The organism is Capnocytophaga sputigena (assembly GCF_900446695.1).
GTDB lineage: Bacteria > Bacteroidota > Bacteroidia > Flavobacteriales > Flavobacteriaceae > Capnocytophaga > Capnocytophaga sputigena.
The window spans coordinates 196,807-212,056 of sequence record NZ_UAVP01000008.1 but is presented as its reverse complement, the minus strand read 5'-3'; the positions used below and the strand labels follow the sequence as shown (position 1 = coordinate 212,056).

Below are 15,250 nucleotides of genomic sequence, written 5' to 3'. Positions count from 1 at the left end.
TTTGTTAATTAAGAGATTAGGCAAGGGTCAAAACTTCTCCAGTAAGCAACTTTTGCATTAGTGTTTTCTTTTGTGCTTGCAAGAGTTGTAGCTTTTGTTCGTATAGTTTGAGCTCTTGATGGGCAGTATCAAGAATTTGAGCAATAGCATTTTGCTCTTTAAATGAAGGTACAAAGATAGTTAAAAAAGCGTATTTTGAAATCCAATGACGTTCGTGTCCTCCAATAGCATATTTTATAAGTTTCATAGCTTCAAAAATAAACCTAAGATTTACATTTTTCTTTGTTTTTAATAGCTTTACAGCTGATGATTTTACTTTAAAAGGAAAATCAATATATCTTGAATCTGTTGTAAAATCATCAAATAGAATTAAAGGGATATTTGTACATATTCCTTCTTTTTCATTGGTATAACCTAAAATGAATGTTTTTCCAGCCGTAAGCACAGGAATTTTATATTCATTACTATAATCAGTATTTTTAACAAGATAATTAGTAGGTTGCTCATAGTCTAAAAGCTCTCCCAGTCTCACCTCTTTCCATACACTGTTCTCAAAACCTTTTACTCTTTTCTCTCCTGTTAGCAACTGTTGAGCAAGCCCTTGGTTGCGTTGTTTTAGCTGGGTGATAATTTGAGTGGTAAGGCGAATGGCTTTATCACAAGTAAGTAGCATCTCGGCTATCTTTTCTTGCTCTTTTAAAGGGGGAATTAATATAGAAAACTCAGCAACATCCTTTCCATTTATATTAGGGTCTTTTCTACTACTTCCTGCAAATCTCTTCCATTTTTCAACATTCGTATTTAGCCAAAAAAGTAAATAATCAGAATTTACATCATCGTTTTTTAAAACTAAGGCAGAAAGAGCTTGGTTAATAGTTGCTTCCATAGCTAATTTTCCTGTCCGTCCTATTTGGTTAAAACCTCCATACATTGCTACTAAAACAGTGTTTGTTGGGTACAGCCGTAAAGATGTATTGTTTAAAGCATACATACTAACTTTTTCTTCTGTTGTGGTAATATAACTATTATTCAAGTCGGTTGTTTTCACCCAAGGTATATCAGCATTATCGTAAAATAATGGATTCTTTCTAAAAGGTGTTGTCCCTGAACTAATATTAGCTATCTCTCCTAACTTCTTTATTTTCCAATGTTTGGGTATATTTGTTATCATACTTTTTTTACTTTTGCTAATAGTTCCTTGCCTAATTGTTGGGGTAAAACGCTTATACTCTCATCATCTGGAAAAGTGCTATAAGGATAGCTTTTTTTGAAGAGATAATCATTCATTACCTCTATTTCTATAGTATATGAATTCTTTTCAAATGAAATATAAAAAATGCAATTCACAACAGAACTATCCCTTGCATAAGCACTACCATATAAATAGTATTGGAGAGTAATGTTATATATATCTGTAGTATAAGGGTCTATACCATAAACATTTTCCTTTTTTATGGGATTGTTGAGTTGTTTGGCAATTTTAGGAACAGAGGCAGTTAGAACTTCAAGTAAACTATTTCTGTTTTCTTCTTCAACGTCCTTATGATTTACTTTTCTAACTCTTTTCTTCTCCTGAAAAAGCTTGTCAAACTTTTGTAATACAGCTTCACAAGGGGCAAGGAGCTTTTGCTGTGCCCAGTGAAAAACGTTTAGCACTTGTTGGGGGGTTTTGTAAGTCTCTTGGTGTTGTAGCTGTCGAGCGACAAGTGCGATTTCTTTGTCTAAATCATCGGGTTCTTCTATACTTTCGCCTTTGGCTGCTTTTATTGCCATTTCCAAGCTACTCACTACTTGTTCTGCTATATAGCGTATAAAGGCTTCGTATTGCCCTGTGTCAGCTAAGTGGAGCGCGTGCAAATAGTTTTGTTTGTCGCTAGATTTAATAACCACTGGGGGCAGCTTATGTGCTAAAAGTACGTAATTCATTAGCAAACGCGATACACGCCCGTTACCATCGTCAAAAGGGTGAATACACACAAATTTGTAATGAAACATAGCTGCAAGGGTTACAGGATGTAAAGTGGTTTGCTCATCGCGATACCACTCCATAAGTTCTTGCATTTTTATAGGTACTTCTTGTGGGGCTGTGTATTCAAACAATTCTCCATTGGGCAAGCGTACCGAGTTGGGCTGTGTTTTGTAGTTGCCTACTGTTATTTGTCGGCGGGTGGGTTGCCCATCAGGGGTAATAGCGTTTTTCCAAAAAGGCTGTACCAGAATAATTTGGTTGAGATTTTTAATCTCCTGTTCGGTAAGAGGAGTCTCGGTATCGGTAGCCCATTCTTTTATTTTTTGGAAAGCTACATCGTGTGCTTTCATCTCTTCGTAATCCCTCATTGGGCGACTGCCGTGGGTTTCATCAAAGAGCAATAGCAATTCAGTTTCTCCATAAGTGAGTGTATTTCCCTCTATATGATTAGAATTATAATTGAACTCCAAACGCACTTTTTTATCCCATCGGCGCTGGTTTTCAGGGCTCATAGGGAGTAGGCTATTGTAGGTAGCCGAAAGTTGGTCTATATAGTTTAAAATATCTGTTGTCATTACACAAGGTTTAGTTCTTTTAAATATCGTTCTATTTGTTGCTCTACTTCGCTGAGCTCTTGTTTTAGTTGCCCCAGCTCGCTATGTACAGTAGCTATGTCTACCAAAGTTTCTGGCTCAAAAGTATCTACATAGCGCGGAATGTTCAGGTTGTAGTCATTGGCTTCTATCTCTGCTAGTGTAGCGCGATAGGCAAAACGTTCTTCTATTACACTGCCTTTTTCAGCGTTAATGGGCTTAGCTTTTTTGTAGTTCTGATATACCGAAACAATATGGCTAATGTCCTCATCGCGCAAATGGTTTTGGTTCTTGCCACTTTCGTAAGCCTTGCTCGCATCTATGAAAAGCACATCGGTATTAGCTCCTTTTGCTCGGTTGAAAATCAGGATAGCCGCCGGAATACTGGTGCCGTAGAATAGGTTGGCAGGCAAACCTATTACCGCCTCTAATAGGTTTTCCTCAATGAGTTGTTGCCTAATGGTTTTCTCCGAACTTCCGCGGAAGAGTACCCCATGAGGCACAATTACTCCTACTCGTCCGTTAGTCTCATGGGTGGTTTCAATCATATGGCTAATAAAGGCATAATCTCCTTTAGTTTTAGGGGGAATACCGCGATGAAAACGCTGGTAAGGGTCGGAAGCTGCATTTTCTACACCCCATTTATCTAAAGAAAACGGCGGATTGGCTACCACTACATCAAATTTCATCAGCGCATCATTCTCTATGAGTTGGGGGTGGTTGAGGGTGTCGCCCCAAGTGATGTTTGCCGCATCTTGTTCGTGTAAGAACATATTCATCAGGCACAACGCCCAAGTGCTACCGTTGTTTTCCTGCCCGTAAAGTGAATAGTTTTTGCCTTGTACTTCTTTAGCTACTTTTATCAGGAGCGAACCCGAACCACAAGCAGGGTCGGCAATGCGGTCGCCTGCCTTAGGGGCTACCAATTTAGCCAAAAGGGTACTCACTTCGGCAGGGGTGTAAAACTCGCCTGCTTTTTTACCTGCTTCGCCAGCAAAGTGAGCGATGAGGTATTCGTAACTGTCGCCTATCACATCGTTGCCTGCAAGATGTGAGGGTTTAAGGTCTAAATTGAGGAAGTCAGTAAGCAGTTTTTTGAGTATCTCGTTGCGTTGCTTGGTAGGACCAAAAACAGCTTCGGAATTGAAAGATATACTGCGGAATACATTAGTTAGCTTGCTGCGATTGGCTTCTTCTAAAGCGGTAAGTCCTATGTCTATAATTTCGCCTAAATTGGGCTCGTTGCGATGGTCGTATAAATAGTCAAAAGTGCTTTTTTCAGGAATGATAAAGCGATCTTTTTGCAATTGTCGACTCACCATAGCCTCATCGCCATTGTATTTTTCGCGGTAACTTTCTATTTTTTCTTTTCTTACATCCGAAAGATATTTCACGAACAAGAGCGTGAGAATGTAGTCTTTATATTGCCCACTTCCCATTACAGGGCGCAGGGTATCACAAGCTTTCCATACGATAGCATTGATAGTATCGCGAGTTATTTTATTTTCTTCCATAGTTACTATTTGTTAATTGTTGAATAATAGCCTGATGTAATTGGCGTTCTTTTTTTATAATTTGTTGTCTTAAAATGTTTTTTTGCTGAAATAGCAGGTTAAAAGTAGCTATTTGTTGCTGTACTTCAAAAGAAGGAAGCGGAATTTGCAAATCTTCTAACTCTTTTTTCCTTAGTGAAAAAATATTACTACCTCCTCCCATTTGCCATAATTGTTGCTGGTATTGAGGTAAATTGAGAATAGCTACCAAATAAGTAGGCAATACAATAGAAGTATCGACTCTTAACACATAAAATATAGAGGAAGCTACTGCTTTGCCCCATTGTGCTTGAAACAAAGTGGCGAAAATTCGGTTCCCTTTAGAGGGTAATAAGATATCGTTAGCTAAAAGGAGATTTTTAGTATACTTCTCATCTTCTTTAACAAAAGCATCTACATTCCCCAAGAATTGATTGTTTTCATCAAAGTTTTTGAGCTGTAAGTATAAGATCTCTCCCTTGGGGAGCGCACTATCATAACAACCAAATTGTATTTTACTTAATTCTTTTAAAGCCTTCATATAATTTGAAAATTTCTACAATTGTATTTTCAGGGCGCAAAGTAATAACAAATAATTTAATTACGCAAATTTTTATTGTAGATTTTTTCAAAATATTTTTTTAAGAAGAATTTGGTATGAAAAAAACCACCTAATAATTAAATAATAAAAGTTTAAAATCTATTTGATTTTCAATGGATTGTTAAAGAATATAGGATTTGGAATAAGCATAATTTAAAATTCAGTTAAGTGTTAGAAGTAAAAAAATGTCTAAGGTATAAAAAATCTATTGAGAGTTTTCAATGTTTGAGCTATTTTTACTAATTTTGTAGGCAAAAAAATGTCATACACTATGAAAACCCCTATCTTGTTTATTTTTTTGTTGTTAGTCTCTGCTGTAAGCGCACAGAAATTGCATTTATATGGTGGAAGCAATCACGATGTTTATTTGGGATGCTTGAATTGTAGTAAAACTGACAGCAATTCTATATGGAATGACTTGGGTAAGTACGGGTCGGCTAATAGTTCGATGTCTATATGGAATCATTTTGGTACCTATGGCAACCCTATGAATAGTTTGAGTCCGTGGAATGATTTTGCCTCTAAACCTCCTATAGTAGTAGATGCTTCGGGGAAGTTTTGCGGCTATTTTACAGTCAATAAAAGTTATAATAAAAGAGCAGAGTTTGAATTAGCTCTGCTCATTTATGATAATTACCAAGCAATTCGCAAAGATGTTAGCACTTGGTATAGAAAACTCTTCTAAAAATTGTAAGTAACGGTAGCATTTACATTGCGTGGGGCACCAGGGAAGTTGCGGAGGTTATCGTAACCACTAATCCAATAGGTGCGGTTGAGCACGTTGTTTACATTTACTTGGAACTGTACATCTTTCACTTTGTAGTAGAGTACAGCGTTTACTAAGGTGTATTCGGGGTAGGTGGCAGCCGTAGCACGACGCCCTACTTGCCCTAAACGCTCACTTACATAATTCACTCCTACGCCTAATCCCAAACCTTCTAAAGCACCTTTTTGGATAATGTATTTCGTCCAGAAATTAGCAGCGTGACGGGGTGTGCTGGGGCGTTGCATATTCAGGTCTTTTAGCGCACCTTCTTCTTTTAGTTTTACGATACGAGCATCGGTATAGGCGTAGTTCGCCACTACACTCCAGTTGGGGGCGATACGTCCGGCGACATCTACTTCAAAACCATTCGATTCTTCGTCTACAGGTACACGCCAATCGGGTTTGCCTGTTTTAGCACTTTGCTCTAACGAGTTCTCTTGCTTTATTTTAAATACCGAAATAGTAGCATTCAACCGCTTGTTGAACCATTCAGTTTTGAGCCCTATTTCGTGTAACTCACTTTTCACATAATCAAACGGACCTCCATAGCGCTCGGGGTCGGACTGTATGTTCGCTCCTTGAGGTTGGAATCCTTTTACCCAAGTGGAATAGAGGTTGATGTTTTCGGAGGCTTCCACCACCAATCCAACACGTGGTATAAAGGCTTTGGTTTCGCGTTGGGTCTCTTTATCAGTGCCTTTGTTGAGGATTTCGGTAAACCATTCTTGTCGCAACCCTACGAGCACTTTCACAATGCTGATGTCCATTTGCTCTTGCACATATACGCCGTGAGAATATTCCTCATACGGATTGAGCACATTTTGGCGGTAGATATACTTGCTAATGTCTTTATAGCTATTACCCGCCGAACGATTTTCTAAATCGAACACTGGCACATTGGTAGTAGGAGTTTCTACTGAACCTGCCAACACGTTGGCGGTGGTGGTATAGGTATTCACTACTTTGGTTTTGTCCTTGCTCAAATACCCCTGAGCAGTAGTGCCCGAAGAACCGTATTTCTGTTCCGATAGGAAATAGTCGTAACCCACGAGCAGCTTGTGTTTTACAATGCCTGTGTTGAAAGTGAAGTTGAAGTAGTTGTTAAAACTATTGTTCGCAAACGAGCGCTTACGCTGGTTGAAAAGCATCAGCACCTTGTTAGGGTCGGCATAGCGGAAAGCGTTGGCACCATTGCCTATTTGCTTATAGTATAAGTTGGCTTGGGTGTGTTCTTGCATATCTTCGCTATAAGTAGAGTTGAGGTAGATAGCATTAAACGAAATATGCTCGTTGAACTTATGAGAGAGTCCGATAGTAGTGTTGAGAGTATTTTCCTTAAGGAAGTCGTTAGCAGCGCTCATCGACATACTGATGGGGGTATCGTAGAGCGTACCATTGGCAGGAAAGGCTTGTCCGCGGTCTATTTTGCCATTGAAATTCTGATAGACAAAATCAACATTCACGCGGGTTTTGTCGTTAGGAAGATAAGAAAATGAAGGGGCGACGATATAGCTTTCAGAGCCCTGCAAATCGCGGAAAGAATCGGTTTTTTCATAGCCTAAATTGAGGCGGTATAAAAGGGTTTTCTTAGGGTTGAGCGGACCGGTGAAGTCACCGTAGGTTTTGAGAGTATTCCAGCTGCCCACGCCTACCGAGATACTGTTCTGGTTTTTTAGAAGAGGTTTTTTGGTTACCCTATTGATCACACCTCCAGGGGCAGCATTGCCAAAGAGTGCCGAAGCAGGCCCTTTGATCACTTCTACGCGCTCGATATTAGCCAATGACGATTGTTTCCACAAGCTCGTTTGGGCACGCATCCCATTGAGCAAATTCCCTGAATTGCGGTTGCCTGTCGCACGAAATCCGCGTATTGAAAAATCGTTGTAGGAAGTGTATTGGTTTACCCCACTGATATTTTTTACTACCTCATTTACGGTAGTAGCACCTTGGTCTAAAATGAGCTCTTTGGTAACATACCCCACCGACTGAGGGACGTCTTTTAGAGCGGCAGCTGTTTTGGTACCTATAAAGGAATTGGTGTTTTTATAGCTACTTTCCTTTCTGCCAACTACTTCTACTTCTTGCAAGGCGGTGAGTTCTTCGCTGAGTTGTACATCGAGGTGCGTGTGCGTACCACTGGGATTAGGACTGATATCGGCGCGTATTTTCAGCGATTGAAAGCCAATGTAACTAAATACAATAGTTTGTTTGCCAACGGGTACGTGGTGGAGGTTGTAAAACCCAGCTTCATTGGTGGTAACACCATTGTTAGTGCCTTCGAGTAGTACAGTAACCCCTACGAGCGGCTGTTTGTTTTCATCGGTTACGCGCCCTCTTACATCGGTTTGTTGAGCAAAAATATAGTGAATGTTAACACCTAAAAAGGTTAATAACAGAAAGATACGTTTCATATAAAATTACTATTTAAAATTATTCTATTTTATTACAGCGTGCAAAAATAGAGAAAATTTTAAATATAGCAAGAAAAAAGGCAGTGAAATTTAATCACTACCTTATTTTTTAGCCTTTTCTTTTTCAGCCCATTCTTTTTTGAGTTCTTCAGCCCAAAGTAACTCTCTACCTACTTCTTTCTTTATAGTAGATTCACTGTTATGTGAGTGACGCGGACTTTGAGTGTCAAACAAAAAATCATAACTTCCCGCTACAATGCCCTTGCCCTCTATATAAGCAAAGCGGTCAATACCACGATGATAAGCCTCTAACCCCGAGCGATTATTCCAAGCAGTGAATGTCCAAAACAGATAAACAGTATCTTTGCCGCGTTTTTCTGTACCCGATAGGTAAATACTTTCAAAACAACTATCCAAGAAAGATTCTTTATCTTCCATTGGCTGAGCATATTTACTAATATGTTTTCCTTTGCTCAATTCTTTTTTTAACTCAGCATAAGTGACAAAATCTTGTTTTGTATTGATGATGTTACTATCGTTCAAGTGTACTTTTGAAGAATAATCCATCAACTGAAAAACTTCTACTAAACAGCATCTCGCTTTATAATACTTGTCGTCTTCTTTTTTTACTAAAGAGAAGGAGTTTAAGAATTTATTTTTATTACTTCTGCGAACTTCTTCTATCTTAACAACAGCTTTTTCGACTTCTTCCTTGGAGACTTCTACCCAAGAGTTAGCATTGTTCATATCAGGTAATACCGAGATGAGGGTTAAATAATTATAGCCAAAGAAAACTCCCTGATTGAATACATTATACATCTCAATCACTTTTCCTTCATAAAAAGAATGAGGGCGTAATGTATAGTGTTTTACTTGATAATGAGCGGTAAGGCTATCCAAGAATATATATTTCTGTTCTTGTGCCATTATAGCACAAGAACAGAGTAATAGTAAGTAAAATAAGTTTTTCATAAGCCCTATTTTTTAGCTTTTTCTTTTTCAGCCCATTCTTTTTTGAGTTCTTCAGCCCAAAGTAACTCTTCTTTATAAGGACGCCTTACTTTTAGCCAGTCTCCACCTCTATAATATACTTTTCCTTTTGGGAAAAAGTAATCATCATAAGTGCCGGCTACAATTCCCTTGTTTTTGATATAAGCAAATTCATAGATACCTCTATCAAAAACATTAGCAAATTGATAAAAATAATAGATAGTATTACCTTCTTTTTCTTCAATATTAGCTAAATAAATATGTTCCTGATGTTTAGGAATTTCTATAGGAGGATACTCATTCCAATCAAGAGGAAATTTGGTATTTACCTTTTTTTGATACACTTCTTTTAATAAAGTAATAGGCACTATAGGTTGGTGGGTATTGATAATATAGTTTCCTGTAGCAATAATCATTTGCTCAGGAGAGTCTATACAATAAAAAGGTTCTGCCATACACTCTTTACTTACATAATATGTATTTTTTACTTTTTTTACTAACTTCAGGTTATTAGGTATAGGTTTGATTTCCTTTTCACTAATTATGTTATAGCCAAGCATTTTGTTTTCTAATCCCTCAAAAAGTTTCTTAGCAGAAAATAAATTATTCTGAACCTTTTTAAAATCTATTTCTTCCCAATTACTCTTGGTTTCAAGGTCAGGTAATACCGAAAACAAAACTATAAAATCACTATCTAAGTCTTTGCCATAGTTTTTAGAAAATACATTGTAAATTTCTATTTCATAATCCACCTTATAAGGCAAAGTGCTAAGAGTATATTTCTTTACGGTATAATTACTTGTAATACTATCCAAGAGTATATATTTCTGTTCTTGTGCTTGTACAGCACAAGAACAGAAGAATAATAAGTATAATAACTGCTTCATTTTCCTTTCTTCCAATTTTCTAATTGTTTCTCTTTCTCAGCCCATTCTTTTTTGAGTTCTTCAGCCCATAAAAGACGATTTTTAGCGTCGTTAATTACTTTGTTCCAATCACTCCTTTTGGTATCGGTTCTATCAATCTTTCCTATTGGGTAAAAATAATCACCATAAGCTCCTGCCACAATTCCTTTATCTTTAATATAAACGAGTTCATCAATACCCCTGTTATCATAATTACAGAATTGATAAAAATAATACATTACATCACCCCATTTTTCTTCTATATTAGAAAGATAAGTATTTTCAAAAATATTAGGAATAAGAAGTCCCCCGTCTTTACTTAAAGGGAAAGGGTGATTAGGAAGTACTTTTTTATAATCTTCCTTTAGTACATTTATAGGTTTTATAGGTTGATTAGTGTTAAGAATAAAATTCTTTGTGGCTACTACCATATCACGAGGGTAATCCATACAATAAAAATCATCTACACGACATATTTTACTTGCATAGTACTTATTGTTTATTTTCTTAACTAATTTTAACCTATCAATATGTAAGCTCTTATCAGAAAAGAGACCAAATATTTTATAAACAACCCTCTTAAAAATATTTTTAGTAGGAAATAGACTGCCCTTTATCTTATCGAAATCTATTACTTCCCAATTTGTTTTAGTATTAAGGTCTGGAAGTACTGAAAACAATATTATATAACCTTTTCCTACCTCCAAGTCATATCCTTCTGAAAACACATTATATACCTCAATAGTATTTTTAACCCCATAAGGGGAAGTGTCGAGCGTATATTGTTTTACCTTAAAGTTAGCTGTTAAACTATCAAGCAATATATATTTTTGTTCTTGTGCCATAATGGCACAAGAACAGAATAATGATAAATAAAGAACCAACTGTTTCATCTTCCTATAATTTCTTTCTCTTCTCGTTCTCGTTCCTTTTGCCATTTTAATTCTTTATCTCTCCATTCTTTTTTAAGCTCCTCTGCCCAGAAAATTTCATTTTTATAAGGTTCTCTTACTTTCAACCAATCACCTCCCCTAAGTGTTCTTTTCCCATAAGGAAAGAAATACCCATAATAATTCCCTGCTACAATACCTCTTTCCTTAATATAAGCAAATTCACTAATAGTATTATTATCTCTTAAAGAATTAGAAAACAAATAAAAATAATAAATAATATCTCCTTCTTTATTTTCTACATTAGCCAAATAAATATTCTCTAAATGCTTAGGTATAATCCAAAAAAGTTCATCCAAAGGAAATTCTTGGTTAGGAAATTGTTTTTTATATAGAGACCTTAACACACTTACAGGCATTGTTGGTTGATGAATATCTATCACATAATTATTAGTTGTTACTTTCATCTCTGAAGGTGTATTTGTGCAGAAAAATTCATTTACCCAACAGTTTTTAGCTACAAAGTATTTATCTTTAACTTTTTTCACCAAAGATAGCTGTCTATTACCTTCGATTTTAGCCTCTGGATTATAAGTCCTATTGTATACTCTATCAAACAACTTTTTAGTTGGCAGAAAGTTCTTTTGCAATAAGGAAAAATCTATTTCTTGCCAACTATTCTTGCTTTCAAGGTCAGGGAGTACTGAAAACAAGACTATAAAATCACTATCTAAGCCTTTGCCATAGTTTTTAGAAAACACATTATAGATTTCTATTTCATAATCCACCTTATAAGGCAAAGTACTAAGAGTATATTTCTTTACGGTATAATTACTTGTAATACTATCCAAGAGTATATACTTCTGTTCTTGGGCTATGGTAGCCCAAGAACAGAAGTATAATAAGTATAATAAAATATATTTCATACTAATTGCAACCTCCTACAGTTTTTTGTTCATTAATATATTCTTTTTCTTCTGAAGAAAACATATATTCTTCTACTACTCCCTCTTTTGCTAAAGCTCTTGCTTTTTCAATAGGAAAAGTTGGATTTAGAGAAAGGATACTTTGAGCTAAATTTTCTAGAAAAGGTCCAAATTCATTATGCTTATTCATTAATAAATATTTTCTTTCTTCATTCCCATTCCCTACAGGAAGGGATATTTGTCTAACATAAGGATATTTTTGTTTGAACCCTATTTCTCCTAATCTTTCTTTTTCTACTATAAAAAAGCAATGTATTACCTCGTGATAAAGAGTTATTAAAATATATTCTTTAGAAGCTGTTTTTAGCATATTATCATTTAAAATAATATTACAGTTTATAATACCATGATTATCTTGTCCACTAGAACTACCTGTAGCTCCTATTAAGTATTTATTGCTAACAGTAATATTAAATTTATCACTTGTTCCAAAAGTCTCTCTAAGAATCTTAGCAATATCGTTATTTAAATTAGGAGCTTGAGCTAAAAGGGATTTTGCACACGGGTTGGTAAGAGAGTCTTTTATAGTATCTTCTCTTTTGTCTTGCTTTTTCTCTTCTTTTTTCTCTTCCTCTTTTGCCATACCTGCTCCTATATTGCTACTATTTTGAAACTTCCTGCGTTTAGCCCATATATCATCATCTTCTTCATGGCGTCTATCATAATTCTCTTCCCAATTGTTAATTGGTAAATAATCATAATATGGATAGTTAGGAAAATTAGGGGTTCTATTAATTTTTTTGTTACCACCACCTATACCTATAACAGTAACGGGGTCTAATTCAATACAATTCCTACCTCCACTTTTTTCATTTTCTTCTCCATAAGGGTCTTCCCAATAATAAAAGAAATTATCTGAAAAAGGTAAAGTACATGTGCCACATATAGGCATTCCACTTCTCCCAGTTGTGGAGCCTCCGTTATTATCTATAATTCTATAGCTTCCTTTGCGTTTCGGTACTAACTTGTGAGTAATAACTCCGTTTCTCATTTGGTAGGCAGAGAGAAAGACACCCTTAGTGTCAAATAAATAAAAGTTAGCATTTATAATACGACGATCTGCCGCAATACTATCTGCCTTAGTAAAAAAAAGATATTGTTTAGTCTTTCCATCTTTTTTAAGGAAGAGTACTTCTCCATTGAGTTCTGTTCTAGAGATCCTCACAGATACTTTAGCATAAGCATCACCTGTGAGCGTTTGCATTTGCTCAAAATACCGCCAATTGGTTTCCAACTCAATAAGCGGGTAGTTGCTACGGCTCACACTGTTGGTCGTGCGTTTCTGGTTTTCCGAAGCCTCAAAAAGACTTTTGGCTTCGTTTAAGCTCACTACCGCTTGAGGGTCTACGGCAGGAACTGGTTCTTCTTGCGGTAATACTTCTGGAGCATCGTCGCGCTGGCAATTGGTAAGAAATAATCCTACTAATGCTAATACTAATAGTTTTAAATTTGTGTTTTTCATCGCAATTAAGATTAAAATTCTGCAACAAAGGTAGATTGTAGTTTTTTATAAAGCAAATAAAAGAAGAATTTTAACATTTTTACACCTTAACAAAAAATGCATTTTTGGTAATTTGAATGTTAAAAAAATAGCGACTTATTATCTTTTTAACAAAAGCATTGCAAACTTGTTATTTTTCAATATTTTAGATTGCGGATATTTCAATAAAAAAGGAATAAAAAGATTAACTGTTTTTAACGTAATAATAGATTTTGTTAAATTCTACGGACTTTAGCAAAGTGTAGCTATACAAAGGCTATAATAAAAAAACTGCCCAAGAAAGTATAAAACTTTTCAGGGCAGTTTTCATTATGTATTAAAAAACAACTATGCCATTACAGTGGTTTTACCAAACTCAAGAACCATTCTTTTACGTCGCCTTCTAAGAGAGGAGCGAGTTTTTCTTCACAGGTTTTGTGGTAGGCATTGAGCCATTGGCGTTCTACATCGGTGAGGAGACTCACATTGATGCCTGAAGGCATAAACGGACAAAGGGTGAGGGTCTCGAAATCGTAGAAAGTACCAAACTCGTTGCTCGCTACTTCACGTACCGCAATGAGGTTCTCGTGACGAATACCATATTGATTTTCTAAATAAAAACCAGGTTCATCGGAGCATACCATACCTGCTAAAAGTACTTGTGGGTTGAGGTCTTTGCGGATATTTTGAGGTCCTTCGTGTACGTTCATAAAGCTACCTACACCGTGACCTGTACCGTGACCATAGTCCTTGTGGTTTTTCCAAAGTGCCATACGGGCATAAGCATCGAGTTGTACGCCGCGAGTGCCTTTAGGGAATTGTACCATTGCGAGTTGTATCATTCCTTTGAGTACAAGGGTGCTATCGTCTATAAACTGCTGACTTACTTTGCCTAATGGAATAGTACGAGTGATATCGGTGGTACCTTCAAGATACTGTCCGCCAGAGTCTACCAATATGCTGCCTTCAGGGTGTACCTCTTTACTGCCGTGTTCGGGAGCTGAATAGTGTACAATAGCACCATTACCTTGGTAACCAATGATACTGCCAAAACTTTCGCCTACGAAGTTCTTACCCTCAGCGCGGAAATCGCGTAACTTCTTACCGATGCTGTATTCGGTCATTGGCTCTTTGCCTACTTGGTGGGTGAGCCAGTAGAGGAATTTCACCATTGCTACCCCATCGCGTACCATTACAGTACGGAATCCTTCGAGCTCGGTAGCGTTTTTCACGGCTTTCATCAGGTTGCCAGGGGCAGGAGCTTGCACGAGTTTGTTATCCTTTTGGAGCGCTTCAAATATCGCCTGATTGGTATTAGCAGCGAGGAGTATATTTTGTCCTTTTACGGTAGCCAAATAGTTGTAGAACTCATCATAAGCACGCACGCTTACTTTGGCTGCTGCCAAATGAGCTTCTACCTCAGGGGTGAGTTTGGCTTTATCTACAAATAGGGTAGCTTCTTTATCGGTAAGGGCGATATAACCGAGGAATACAGGGTTGTAAGCCACATCACTACCGCGGAGGTTGAGCGTCCACGCTACATCGTCTAAGGCAGTGATAAGGTGCAAGGTAGTGTGGTGAGTAGCCATTGCTTTGCGAATGGTGGTGAGTTTATCGGCTACGGTTTGTCCTGCCCATTTATCGGGGTGTACGAAAATGTGATGAAGAGGGTCTTTTTCGCGGTTTGTCCAGATAAGGTCGATGAGAGGTTTATGCACCAATTTGATGTTGTGAGCGGCTAAGGTAGCTTGTAGTTTTTCCCAAGCTATGTGAGAGGTCGCCAAAGTGTTGAGCGCTACAGTAGCCCCAGCGGGAAGTACTGATACGAGCCAATCGGCATAATCGGGGGTACCTTCTACGCCATCTTTGAAGAGGTCAATGCCAGAGCCTTTGAGCTCAATTGCCGATTGTACAAAGTAGCGAGAGTCCGTCCACAAGCCAGCTTTATCTTTGGTAACGACTACGAACCCGGCAGAGCCTGTAAATCCAGAGAGCCAAGCGCGTTCGAGCCATTCTTTGGGTAGGTATTCACTAAGGTGAGGGTCGGCGCTGAATACCACAAAAGCGTCGATGTGGTTTTCTTGCATTTTAGAGCGCAAGAGGGATAATTTTTCGGGTGTATTCATT

The 15,250-nt window shown here is 37.2% G+C and carries 12 protein-coding genes; 1 reads left to right on the top strand and 11 read right to left on the bottom strand.

Annotation, left to right across the window (positions count from 1 at the left end; translation table 11 throughout):
- Window positions 1–16: 16 nt before the first annotated feature.
- The 4 genes from DR017_RS07490 to DR017_RS07475 are packed head-to-tail and all read right to left on the bottom strand — an operon-like array spanning window position 17 to window position 4,635.
- A complete protein-coding gene (locus DR017_RS07490; RefSeq protein ID WP_002677669.1) occupies window positions 17–1,171 on the bottom strand; it encodes a restriction endonuclease subunit S in 1,155 nt (384 codons plus the stop codon).
- Window positions 1,168–2,544, bottom strand: a complete 1,377-nt coding sequence (locus tag DR017_RS07485) for a Fic family protein (RefSeq protein WP_002677776.1) — start codon at window positions 2,542–2,544, stop codon at window positions 1,168–1,170. Before DR017_RS07485 ends, DR017_RS07490 begins: the two co-directional genes overlap by 4 nt.
- A complete protein-coding gene (locus DR017_RS07480; RefSeq protein ID WP_002677937.1) occupies window positions 2,544–4,076 on the bottom strand; it encodes a type I restriction-modification system subunit M in 1,533 nt (510 codons plus the stop codon). The genes DR017_RS07485 and DR017_RS07480 overlap by 1 nt, the downstream gene beginning before the upstream one ends.
- Window positions 4,063–4,635 carry a restriction endonuclease subunit S gene (locus tag DR017_RS07475; RefSeq protein ID WP_002677766.1) on the bottom strand — a complete coding sequence of 191 codons (573 nt, stop codon included), beginning with the start codon at window positions 4,633–4,635 and terminating at the stop codon, window positions 4,063–4,065. Before DR017_RS07475 ends, DR017_RS07480 begins: the two co-directional genes overlap by 14 nt.
- Before the next feature lie 331 nt (window positions 4,636–4,966).
- Between DR017_RS07475 and DR017_RS07470 the strand changes: the two genes are divergently transcribed.
- Window positions 4,967–5,380: a hypothetical protein gene (locus DR017_RS07470; protein ID WP_002677738.1), complete on the top strand. Its 414-nt coding sequence runs from the start codon at window positions 4,967–4,969 to the stop codon at window positions 5,378–5,380.
- Here the strand turns inward: DR017_RS07470 and DR017_RS07465 are convergent.
- From DR017_RS07465 to DR017_RS07435, 7 genes are all read right to left on the bottom strand, one after another.
- Window positions 5,377–7,872 carry a TonB-dependent receptor gene (locus tag DR017_RS07465; RefSeq protein ID WP_002677995.1) on the bottom strand — a complete coding sequence of 832 codons (2,496 nt, stop codon included), beginning with the start codon at window positions 7,870–7,872 and terminating at the stop codon, window positions 5,377–5,379. The two genes, DR017_RS07470 and DR017_RS07465, sit on opposite strands and share 4 nt — an antisense overlap.
- A gap of 102 nt (window positions 7,873–7,974) precedes the next feature.
- Window positions 7,975–8,844: a hypothetical protein gene (locus tag DR017_RS07460; RefSeq protein ID WP_002677715.1), complete on the bottom strand. Its 870-nt coding sequence runs from the start codon at window positions 8,842–8,844 to the stop codon at window positions 7,975–7,977.
- Between the two features lie 5 nt (window positions 8,845–8,849).
- Window positions 8,850–9,749: a hypothetical protein gene (locus tag DR017_RS07455; protein ID WP_002677875.1), complete on the bottom strand. Its 900-nt coding sequence runs from the start codon at window positions 9,747–9,749 to the stop codon at window positions 8,850–8,852.
- Window positions 9,746–10,660, bottom strand: coding sequence for a hypothetical protein (locus tag DR017_RS07450; RefSeq protein WP_040360778.1), 915 nt, complete (start codon window positions 10,658–10,660; stop codon window positions 9,746–9,748). The genes DR017_RS07455 and DR017_RS07450 overlap by 4 nt, the downstream gene beginning before the upstream one ends.
- Window positions 10,657–11,583 (bottom strand): hypothetical protein, encoded by a 927-nt coding sequence (locus DR017_RS07445; RefSeq protein WP_002677640.1) that lies wholly within the window; start codon window positions 11,581–11,583, stop codon window positions 10,657–10,659. The genes DR017_RS07450 and DR017_RS07445 overlap by 4 nt, the downstream gene beginning before the upstream one ends.
- Window position 11,584: 1 nt before the next feature.
- A complete protein-coding gene (locus DR017_RS07440; RefSeq protein WP_002677927.1) occupies window positions 11,585–13,105 on the bottom strand; it encodes a hypothetical protein in 1,521 nt (506 codons plus the stop codon).
- A 374-nt stretch (window positions 13,106–13,479) separates the two neighbouring features.
- The gene (locus DR017_RS07435) at window positions 13,480–15,249 is read right to left on the bottom strand and encodes an aminopeptidase P family protein (RefSeq protein ID WP_002677661.1); all 1,770 of its coding nucleotides are present in this window, start codon (window positions 15,247–15,249) and stop codon (window positions 13,480–13,482) included.
- Window position 15,250: the final 1 nt, after the last annotated feature.

What these genes read in the sequence shown, in the direction of transcription:
- DR017_RS07455 (WP_002677875.1), bottom strand. Translation starts at nt 9,749, where the DNA reads ATGAAGCAGTTATTATACTTATTATTCTTCTGTTCTTGTGCTGTACAA.
- DR017_RS07450 (WP_040360778.1), bottom strand. Translation starts at nt 10,660, where the DNA reads ATGAAACAGTTGGTTCTTTATTTATCATTATTCTGTTCTTGTGCCATT.
- DR017_RS07485 (WP_002677776.1), bottom strand. Translation starts at nt 2,544, where the DNA reads ATGACAACAGATATTTTAAACTATATAGACCAACTTTCGGCTACCTAC.
- DR017_RS07435 (WP_002677661.1), bottom strand. Translation starts at nt 15,249, where the DNA reads ATGAATACACCCGAAAAATTATCCCTCTTGCGCTCTAAAATGCAAGAA.
- DR017_RS07480 (WP_002677937.1), bottom strand. Translation starts at nt 4,076, where the DNA reads ATGGAAGAAAATAAAATAACTCGCGATACTATCAATGCTATCGTATGG.
- DR017_RS07460 (WP_002677715.1), bottom strand. Translation starts at nt 8,844, where the DNA reads ATGAAAAACTTATTTTACTTACTATTACTCTGTTCTTGTGCTATAATG.
- DR017_RS07490 (WP_002677669.1), bottom strand. Translation starts at nt 1,171, where the DNA reads ATGATAACAAATATACCCAAACATTGGAAAATAAAGAAGTTAGGAGAG.
- DR017_RS07470 (WP_002677738.1), top strand. Translation starts at nt 4,967, where the DNA reads ATGAAAACCCCTATCTTGTTTATTTTTTTGTTGTTAGTCTCTGCTGTA.
- DR017_RS07475 (WP_002677766.1), bottom strand. Translation starts at nt 4,635, where the DNA reads ATGAAGGCTTTAAAAGAATTAAGTAAAATACAATTTGGTTGTTATGAT.
- DR017_RS07465 (WP_002677995.1), bottom strand. Translation starts at nt 7,872, where the DNA reads ATGAAACGTATCTTTCTGTTATTAACCTTTTTAGGTGTTAACATTCAC.
- DR017_RS07440 (WP_002677927.1), bottom strand. Translation starts at nt 13,105, where the DNA reads ATGAAAAACACAAATTTAAAACTATTAGTATTAGCATTAGTAGGATTA.
- DR017_RS07445 (WP_002677640.1), bottom strand. Translation starts at nt 11,583, where the DNA reads ATGAAATATATTTTATTATACTTATTATACTTCTGTTCTTGGGCTACC.